Here is an 8,287-nt window from a genome sequence, read left to right as displayed (position 1 = left end):
CATTATGCCGTAAGCTGGATTATGCCGCATGGCCGAGTTCGGCGGCCGTTGCGTCTGCTGTCGGCCATGCGGCAGTTCGGCATAATCAGAGCGTTTCGAGGAAAGCGAGCAGCTCATCGCTTGGGCGATAACGCCCGGTATGCGTTTCTGGGCTGGCAACCTGCGCGAGCGCCTTTTCCTTCAGCCGCATGTCGGCGTGGATATAGATCTGGGTTGTTTCCACGGATTCGTGCCCAAGCCATAGAGCGATCACGGATTGGTCGACACCATGATGCAGCAATTCCATCGCCGTGCTGTGCCGCAACGTGTGCGGCGTGACGCGCTTGCCTGCGAGGCTCGGGCAAACTCGTGATGCTGCTAGGCAATGCTTGCGCACCAGGTGTTCCAACGCATCGCGACTGAGCCGCTCGCCCCGGATCGACGGGAACAATGGCCCATCGCTGTTACGGCGTTCGCCTATCCAGCCCTGAATCAGCTTAGCTGTATCGCGACGAAGAGGAGTGCTGCGTTCTTTCCGCCCCTTTCCGATGCAGCGGATGTAGGCGCCAGTCCCAAGAACCACGTCCTTGCAGCGCAGATTGATCAGTTCTGACGCTCGCAATCCGGTCTGAAGCGCAAGCAGCAACAGAGCGTGATCACGGCGTCCCACCCATATCGTTCGATTTGGTGCTGCGAGCAGCGCCGCGATCTCTTGAGCGTCAAGGAACGTCACGCTTCGCTTCACATACCGCTTGTTCGGCATCGAGAGAATACGCTGGCAATGAAGAAGCCAGCTCGGATCGGTCATTGCGACGTAGCGGAAGAATGATCGGATCGCGGCAAGGCGTGTATTGCGGGTGCGCGCCGTGTTGCCGCGCGCCGTTTCCACATGGGTCAGGAAGTCGGCAACGAGATCGGCGTCGAGATCCTCGATCGTGAGCTTCGTCGGCGGCTTCCCGCACCTGGAACTCGCATACCGGATCAGCAACCGGAATGTGTCCCGGTAGCCAGCGACGGTGTGGCGGCTCGCCTCCATTTGCGTAGAGAGCCGGTCGGTGAAGAAGCGTTGGATCAGCGCGGGGAAGTTGGTCGCCTTCATCGGATTCCCGCCTCCGCCGCCACGCCAGTCATTCGGGACGAAGCCAGTTCCAGCAGTTCCGGGACCGCTTCCAGATACCAATAGGTATTGGCAGGGCTTGCATGACCCAGCCATGTCGTGAGCTTGATCATCTCGCGGCTGACATCTTTGCCCGACCGGTACCAGTTCAGCATGGTCCGCACCGCGAAGGTGTGGCGAAGATCGTGAATGCGCGGCCCACGGCCATGTCGAAGATAAAGCTGCGGCTCTCGTAGCCCAATCTGCTGGCACACATGCGCGAAGTTGTAGCGGGCGCTGCAATCGCCAAGACGATGCCCCTCGCAGGTCACGAAGAATGCTCCCGGCCTGCGCCCGAGCAGCCGGTCCCGCTCGCGGCCGTAGCTTTCGAGCCGTTGCACGACGCTATGATCCAGCGGCAGCAATCGCTCCTTGCCGAGTTTGCCCTGCCGGACGTGAAGAATGCCGGATTCAACCTCCAGGTCAGCAGGATCGAGACCGAGAGCTTCGCTGATCCGAAGTCCGGTCACGGCGATCAGCCCGAAGAGCGTCGAGCAGGTCAGGCCACGCAGGCCGTAGACCGATGGTAACGTCCGCGCCTGATCGATGATCGCAACGATTTCAGCTTCGCTATAAATATATGGATGCACGCGTTGAAGGCGGCCAGGCACCAATCCTCGGGGTGGAGCCTCGTGCCTCGGATCAATGCCATGCAACCATTCCGCAAATTGACGGGCCACCCTGAAGCGTGTTGCCCGGGTTCCGGGACTGGCGGATGGCAGGCTCTCGAGCCAGCGCATGACCAGATTGGTGTTCACGTGCTGCGCGCCATCGCGGTCGGCGAAGGTGGCGAAGCGACGGAGTATCCGTGCATCGGTACTCAGATCGGCGCCGAGGACTCTTCTGAGAGTCACGTAGCGGTCAAGTTCGGCAAGGAAGCTCATCGTGCCTCCTCCGCGACGGGCCAAGATTGGGCGATGGAGCGTAGGCTATCCGTGTCGAGTTTCGCGTAGATCATCGTCGTCGCCCGCGACCGATGCCGTAGCAGATCGCCGATTTCCTCAAGCGATGCGCCGGAGCGCACCATATTCGTCGCTAGGCTGTGGCGCAGAACATGCGAGCCCACATAGGGCGTCGGCGGCTTCACGCCCGTCGCCGCGAACGCTTCCTTCAAGATGTCGTTTATGACCTGGCTGTCCTTGAATGGGCGGTTTGGCGCTCGGTGCGTCACGAACAGCGTGCGCGTGGTCGTTGACGTTCGCTCCTGCTGCAAATAGCCGATGATGGCTTCGCCGACGTCGGGCGGGATTGGCAACCGATCATGACGCTGGCCTTTTCCACGGACCAGCAACTCGCCGGCCCGCCAGTCCACGTCATCAAGCTGCATCGCGATGACCTCCGGTGCGCGCAAGCCGAGGCGGGCCATCAGCATCAGCATTGCGTAGTCGCGGGCGCCGCGCCGCGGATTGACCCGTACCGAGGCCAGAACTGCCTCCACCTCATCGGGAGACAGATGACGCGGAAGCCTGGCGCCCCAGGGCTTATGCGTCCTAGGCACGCTGAGCGACAGGTTGGTCGTCGTCAGGCCCTGTGCGAACAGATACTGGAAGAAGCTGCGCAGATGCGTGGCCGGCGTCTTGTCGCGGAACGGGTGCTTGCGCGCGAGCAGGTGCTCCATGAACGCCACGACATCCCGGATGTTCATCGCCGGAAGATCGAGCATATTGTCACCAAAGCGATGATCGAGGAAGCGATCCGCGAACCGCAGCACATGATAAATCGTTCGCGGGCTGAGGCCGCGCTGCTGCAGAAGATAGGTTTCAAAATTGCTCAGCAACTCTGCACGTTCGGCCTGCGCAGGTGTCAACGGTGGCCGTGTCGCCACCCCGATCTCAATCAGATGCGCGACAAACAGCCTGGCAAGATTGGGAACCTTGATCTGGCTTTTTGGTGTGACCGGCAACCGTCGCCCTAGTTCGACGGCAAGTTCTGGCGTCAACGCCGAGGGTGCAATGCCCTCGGTTTCGAGCAATCGCCCGAAGCGGCGAAGCAGGTATCGGTAATTCGCCAGGGTATCGGGTTTGTAGTTCTTTGCAGAAAAACTGTCCTCGAACGACGCGAAGTAGGGATCAAGGGAGGTAGTCTGATCTGATATTTCCATTTCTTGCGCTCCATGTTGTTGGAGCGACAACCTTCACGACAAAGACATATCTTTCGACCATATTTTGCGACAGCTTCCGACCCCATTGTCGCCGTTCGGAGCGCCGCGTTCGGCGCCCGAAACCTGCCGTTCATTCACTTCCACCCGACGGCAAAGTCGGGGCCGTCTGCTGAAGAGGTCATCAGGGAAATCAAGCGGCTCTTCAAGATTGAAAAGAACCCACCCACTGTTACCCGCGCCGAAGGTCGCCTCACGCGGCGCGGTGGCTTCTTGAAGAGTACGTCACCGACGACTATCACCGCACACAATGGGTGTGGTTCGCTGTGACCTTCACCGCAATCTGGCGCAATTTCTCCAGCGCTAAGTGGCGGATTGCGGGCGAGATCTCGAAGAAAAGTAGAACGGACGTTCGAGCGTGATGCCGCGAAAGTCTGGTCTGAGCCCAAAGTGACGAATGCTGCACGATGGGCGAATGTCGATTACCGACCTCACTACGCCAGCGTGCGCGTCATCTCACGGATCAGATCATTTGTCTCTGGTCTCGTCGTTTGGTGCCGATATCGAAGGGCCAAAACAGTTCTTGATATTTCAAGGCCATCGATGGGTTTCGACACCAGGCCCATGTCCGAAGGAATAGCGGTGGCTGGCAGGATCACCGCACCTGACCCTTGCCGAGCAAGTTCAACTAACCAATCCACGCGATTTGACCGATAGGCCGCGTAGAGTTCGTGACCATGATCCGCGCAGGTCCCATGCAAAACATCCCGCATTTCGCAATTTAGGCGGTCAAGCATGTCAGTTTTAGCAAGAGCCGAAAGAGAGATCGCATTTAGAGCACGTCCGGCGATAGATGAATCGATTGTGATGTGACGGCGGCGTTCGCGGGTGATTCAACATCCACCTCGATGGAGGTGGATGATGGGAAGAGCACTGAGCGGGGATCTTCGTTCGCGAGTTGTGAAGGCTTCGAATGAGGGCATGTCGGCGCGCAAGGCGGCTGCCCGGTTCGGCGTGGGAGTATCCAGCGCGATCCGCTGGATTGCACGGGCCAGAATTGGCGAACTGGCGCCACGCCCGCAAGGTCGTCGCCGCGCTTCCCGCCTCGATGCACATGAAGCCTTCATCGTCGACATGATTGAGGAGCGCAAAGACATCACGCTGAACGAGATGGTGGAGCGACTTCTGGTCGAGCGGTCGGTGAAGATCAGCCGCAGCGCCTTGAGTGCCTGGCTTCGGGGCCGTGGTTGGACCGTGAAAAAAAGTCCGCGCATGCACTTGAGCAGGACCGCCCTGACATCCTGAAGCGCCGCCTGGCCTGGTTCGATGGCCAGCTCGATCTTGACCCAGCGAAGCTCGTGTTCATCGACGAGACGGGATTGTCGACGAAGATGGCCCGGCTGCGAGGCAGAGCGCCACGCGGCGAGCGTTGCCGGGCTGGCGTGCCGCATGGCCATTGGAAAACCACGACCTTCACCGGCGCGCTGCGGCTGACGGGCATGACCGCGCCCTTCGTCTACGACGGCGCCATGAACGGCAACGTGTTCCTGGCCTATGTCGAGCAGGTGCTGGTTCCTTCCCTGTCGGAGGGCGACATCGTCGTGATGGACAACCTGCCCGCCCACAAGGCCGCCGGCGTGAGCGAGGCGATCGAGGCAGCAGGCGCGAACCTGCTCTACCTGCCGCCCTACAGTCCCGACTTCAATCCCATCGAGAACGCCTTCGCCAAGCTCAAGGCGCTGCTGCGCGCAAAGGCCGAGAGGACAATCGACGCATTGTGGGACGCAGTCGGCCCGCTCCTCGACCTCTTCACGCCAGCCGAATGCGCAAACTACTTCAAAGCGGCCGGATATGACCCGGATTAAACTGGACGTGCTCTAGTTCAGCCAACGGATGCGACTTTGACACCACGACCTTGTAGTCCTCTTCATAGAGATGGTCTATACGATAGAGGTCTTCACTGACCTTCTCTGCGGTGACTACAACGTCAAATTCACCATCTCGTAACCCGGCAAGAAGCTCGGAGGTTGACGCAACGATCAATTCGATTTCGGCTTGCGGCAATCGCGTACGAGTACGCTCCATAGCTGCCGAAATCCTGTTGTGGCCAATCGTTTCGCCGACACCGACAGAGATTGGAACCCGCTCCAAGCGCATATGACGGACCGCCTCTGCCTTAGCCTGTCGCGTCTCATCGTGAACCTTCTGCAACCTTGGCTGCATGAGTTTACCGAGGGACGTAGGCCTGCATCCCGCACGGTCCCTGACAAACAGGTCACCTCCAAGCTCGTCTTCAAGTTTCTTGATCGCAGTCGTCAAGGAAGGTTGGGAGACATTGGAGGCACTGGCTGCGTGGGTGAAGTTTCGGTGCTCGCAGACGGCGAGAAAATACCTGATCTGGTTCATTTCCATCGCCACATTCTCCGTCACATCTCATTTCAGGCCATCAAAACAAGTTCGATAGTCCACGTCTATCAAAGAATAGAATTTCGGAATTGGAGCCCGGCGCACCCAGCATGGGACAAGAGTGCATCGAAACCAAACACGATGCACTTCAAATCAGGAGACGACCATGAAAGCGCAAATCCTTCAGACATTCGCCGCACTGGCTCTGTTCACAACTTCTGCAACTGCACAGGACAACGCAATGGAAAATCATACTGCCAGCTACATCGCCATGCCCGCCGCCGAAGGCCAGACCGGAGCCTTCGCGGAGTTTCTGGCAGGTGCCGCACCTATCGTGCGGGAAACAGAGACGGGAACTGTACTTTGGTTTGCTCTGCAAGCCGACGATATGCTCGCAATCTTTGACATCTTCGCAGATGAAGAAGCACGCGACGCTCACTTCTCAGGAGCGGTTGCTGCGGCTTTGAAGCAAAACGCCGACGCGCTGGTCGACGGAGGATGGGACGACGGTGTTGTCGCGAATATCAACAACTCCGATGTCCTGTCGGTAAAGGCGCCGGTTGATCTCTACACGGCAACGACCGCAAAGGGACAGATCGAATTACCCGTCGTCGATGAATGCGGTGCGGCCTTGAAGGCGATGGCTGGTTGTCACGCAGGGATTTCGGCGTTGCGGCAGACTTCCTGAGAGGGATTGGCGGCTCGATTTCGACCACGGACTGGTCTGCGCCGCCGCCCTTCCATCAAGCGGGCACACTTTGCCTGCGGTGCCAGACGAAGCGGTTGAGGTTGTAGGCCAGGTTGACCATGCCGATCTTGATCCTGGCGCGGTCGATGCCGATGGTGTGGACAAACAGGCCCATCCTGACCTTCTGATGCGCGAAGACGTGCTCGACTATGGCGCGGATTTTGGAGCGCCTGCCATTCGCTCGTGACGTCGCCTCGCTCATCGGCCGACCCTTCGGCTTCTTGTGGTGGATGTCGGAGCGGAAGCCGTTCTTCTCCAGCCACGTCTCGTTCTTCTTCGAACGATAGGCGGTGTCGGCCCACACCGTCGAGCCGGTGTTGCCGGACACGACCACCGTGGAAAGCTGCGCGCCGTCCCAGGCCGACGCGCTGGTCACACTCCATCCTCGGATGAAGCCGTGCTTGCGGTCGATCGAGGCGTGGTTCTTGTAGCCGAAGGCGGGAATGGCAATGTCGCGCTGCTGCGTCTTTCCGTCCTCGTCTACCTTGGCCTTGGAGAACTTGACGGTCCAGCGCGCGTCGCGGTCCTTCTGGCGCAGCTTGGCTGGTCTATTCTTCCATTCCTCCGGCACCTTGCCCGCCTTGAGGTCCTCCTTCTCCTCCTTGGTGTCCCTCTGCTTCGGCGCCGCCACGATGGTGGCGTCGACGATCTGTCCGCCCATGGCGAGGTAGCCGGCATCGGTGAGGTGCTTGTCGAAACGGGCGAACAGCTTTTCCATCGCCTTGGCCTGGGAGAGATGCTCACGGAACAGCCATATCGTCTTGGCATCGGGAACCCGGTCTTCGAGCCCCAGGCCGAGGAACCGCATGAAGGATAGCCGGTCCTGGATCTGGAACTCGGCCTGATCGTCCGACAGCCCGTATAGGGCCTGCAGAACCATGACCTTGAACATCAGCACGGGGTCGTAGGGTGGCCTGCCGCCCTTGGCGCCATCGGATCGCTTCAGTGCCTTGGCCAGCGGCTTGCGGAACACCTCCCACGGCACCAGCGCGTTCAGCTTCTCCAGCGGATCACCGGCATCGCTCAGCCGCGCATAGCGCTCATCGATGTCCCAAAACCCGGCCTGTCCCCGCATCCTTGCCTCCCCGCAAATCACCGGGAGATTGAATCACGAAGCGGTCCAGATGGGGAGGTATTTCGATCTCTCCAACTTACATCAAGCTCGAAGCTGCTCCAGGTAAAGGCCCCGAATTGGCAGCCTTGCTGACCGCCGCCGGCCTCATCGTCGCAGAAACTGAACCCAAGACATTGTTCTGGGCGGCGCTGCAGATTGACGGGAACAACTTCGCCATCTTCGACATCTTTGCCGACAACTCTGGCCGCGAAGCGCACTTTGCCGGACAAGTCGCCGGACTCCTGAATGAAAAGGCTTCAGAATTGATCTCAGGTGGATGGGACGACTGGCCTGCCCCTATCAGGTGGTCCAGTTTCAGTGTTAATGCATGGTCGGCTTTTCGACCATTGCCTGTGCAGATGGTGGTGCCGATCCACGGGTTGGCACCGGCCAGACGATGGCCTCCGGTGCTGGCGGTTTGTAACCGAGCGATGAGTGCGGTCGCTCGGTGTTGTAGTAGCGTCTCCATGCCTCGATGATGACCTTTGCCTCGGCGAGGCTATAGAAGATCTCACCGTTGAGCAGTTCGTCGCGCAGCTTCGAGTTGAAGCTCTCGCAGTAGCCGTTCTCCCACGGGCTGCCCGGCTCGATGAACGCAGTCTTCGCACCGACGGCGACAATCCACTCCCGCACCGCTTTGGCGATGAACTCCGGGCCGTAGCACGTCGGGAACAGGTGCTGCCGACAGGTTATGGCCACGCGCGCAGCCTCCACATCGCGCAGCGGGTGGCCATAACCGGGTCTCAGGTCTCAACAGTGGTTTTGCTGAACCACACCGCTGAGGAG

General features: G+C 59.7%; 9 protein-coding genes and 1 pseudogene. 2 read left to right on the top strand and 8 right to left on the bottom strand.

Annotated elements, in window-relative coordinates; genetic code table 11:
• Window positions 1-85: 85 nt before the first annotated feature.
• The 4 genes from GRZ55_RS22755 to GRZ55_RS22735 all read right to left on the bottom strand — a co-directional run bounded on the left by GRZ55_RS22755 (window position 86) and on the right by GRZ55_RS22735 (window position 4,060).
• Window positions 86-1,078 (bottom strand): tyrosine-type recombinase/integrase, encoded by a 993-nt coding sequence (locus GRZ55_RS22755; protein WP_024897186.1) that lies wholly within the window; start codon window positions 1,076-1,078, stop codon window positions 86-88.
• Complete coding sequence (locus GRZ55_RS22750) at window positions 1,075-2,019, bottom strand: tyrosine-type recombinase/integrase (protein WP_149145806.1); 945 nt, start codon at window positions 2,017-2,019, stop codon at window positions 1,075-1,077. Before GRZ55_RS22750 ends, GRZ55_RS22755 begins: the two co-directional genes overlap by 4 nt.
• Window positions 2,016-3,236, bottom strand: coding sequence for a site-specific integrase (locus GRZ55_RS22745; protein ID WP_169289227.1), 1,221 nt, complete (start codon window positions 3,234-3,236; stop codon window positions 2,016-2,018). Before GRZ55_RS22745 ends, GRZ55_RS22750 begins: the two co-directional genes overlap by 4 nt.
• A gap of 491 nt (window positions 3,237-3,727) precedes the next feature.
• Window positions 3,728-4,060 (bottom strand): LysR family transcriptional regulator substrate-binding protein, encoded by a 333-nt coding sequence (locus GRZ55_RS22735; RefSeq protein ID WP_256376489.1) that lies wholly within the window; start codon window positions 4,058-4,060, stop codon window positions 3,728-3,730.
• A gap of 94 nt (window positions 4,061-4,154) precedes the next feature.
• Here GRZ55_RS22735 and GRZ55_RS22730 point away from each other — a divergent pair.
• Window positions 4,155-5,098 (top strand): IS630 family transposase gene (locus GRZ55_RS22730; RefSeq protein WP_186400664.1). Its coding sequence is split into 2 segments (ribosomal slippage): window positions 4,155-4,488 and window positions 4,488-5,098, totalling 945 coding nucleotides; the frame shifts between segments, so codons are not numbered across the junction.
• Here GRZ55_RS22730 and GRZ55_RS22725 read toward each other — a convergent pair.
• Complete coding sequence (locus tag GRZ55_RS22725; RefSeq protein WP_244301604.1) at window positions 5,070-5,645, bottom strand: LysR family transcriptional regulator; 576 nt, start codon at window positions 5,643-5,645, stop codon at window positions 5,070-5,072. The two genes, GRZ55_RS22730 and GRZ55_RS22725, sit on opposite strands and share 29 nt — an antisense overlap.
• A 160-nt stretch (window positions 5,646-5,805) precedes the next feature.
• Between GRZ55_RS22725 and GRZ55_RS22720 the strand changes: the two genes are divergently transcribed.
• Entirely contained in the window at window positions 5,806-6,327 is a 522-nt protein-coding gene (locus GRZ55_RS22720) for a putative quinol monooxygenase (protein WP_246734948.1), read from the top strand.
• A gap of 55 nt (window positions 6,328-6,382) precedes the next feature.
• On the opposite strand, the gene GRZ55_RS22715 is transcribed toward GRZ55_RS22720, so the two are convergent.
• The 3 genes and pseudogenes from GRZ55_RS22715 to GRZ55_RS22705 form a co-directional block, all read right to left on the bottom strand.
• On the bottom strand, window positions 6,383-7,462 hold the full coding sequence (locus tag GRZ55_RS22715) for an IS5 family transposase (RefSeq protein ID WP_169289226.1): 1,080 nt from the start codon (window positions 7,460-7,462) through the stop codon (window positions 6,383-6,385).
• Window positions 7,463-7,479: 17 nt separating this feature from the next.
• Window positions 7,480-7,731: a hypothetical protein gene (locus tag GRZ55_RS22710; RefSeq protein ID WP_169289225.1), complete on the bottom strand. Its 252-nt coding sequence runs from the start codon at window positions 7,729-7,731 to the stop codon at window positions 7,480-7,482.
• Window positions 7,732-7,822: 91 nt separating this feature from the next.
• Window positions 7,823-8,158: pseudogene (locus GRZ55_RS22705) on the bottom strand (transposase); the annotation flags it as partial.
• Window positions 8,159-8,287 lie beyond the last annotated feature (129 nt).

This window comes from Chelativorans sp. ZYF759, from assembly GCF_012911015.1.
Lineage (GTDB): Bacteria > Pseudomonadota > Alphaproteobacteria > Rhizobiales > Rhizobiaceae > ZYF759.
This window is presented reverse-complemented; position numbering and strand designations above follow the sequence as displayed.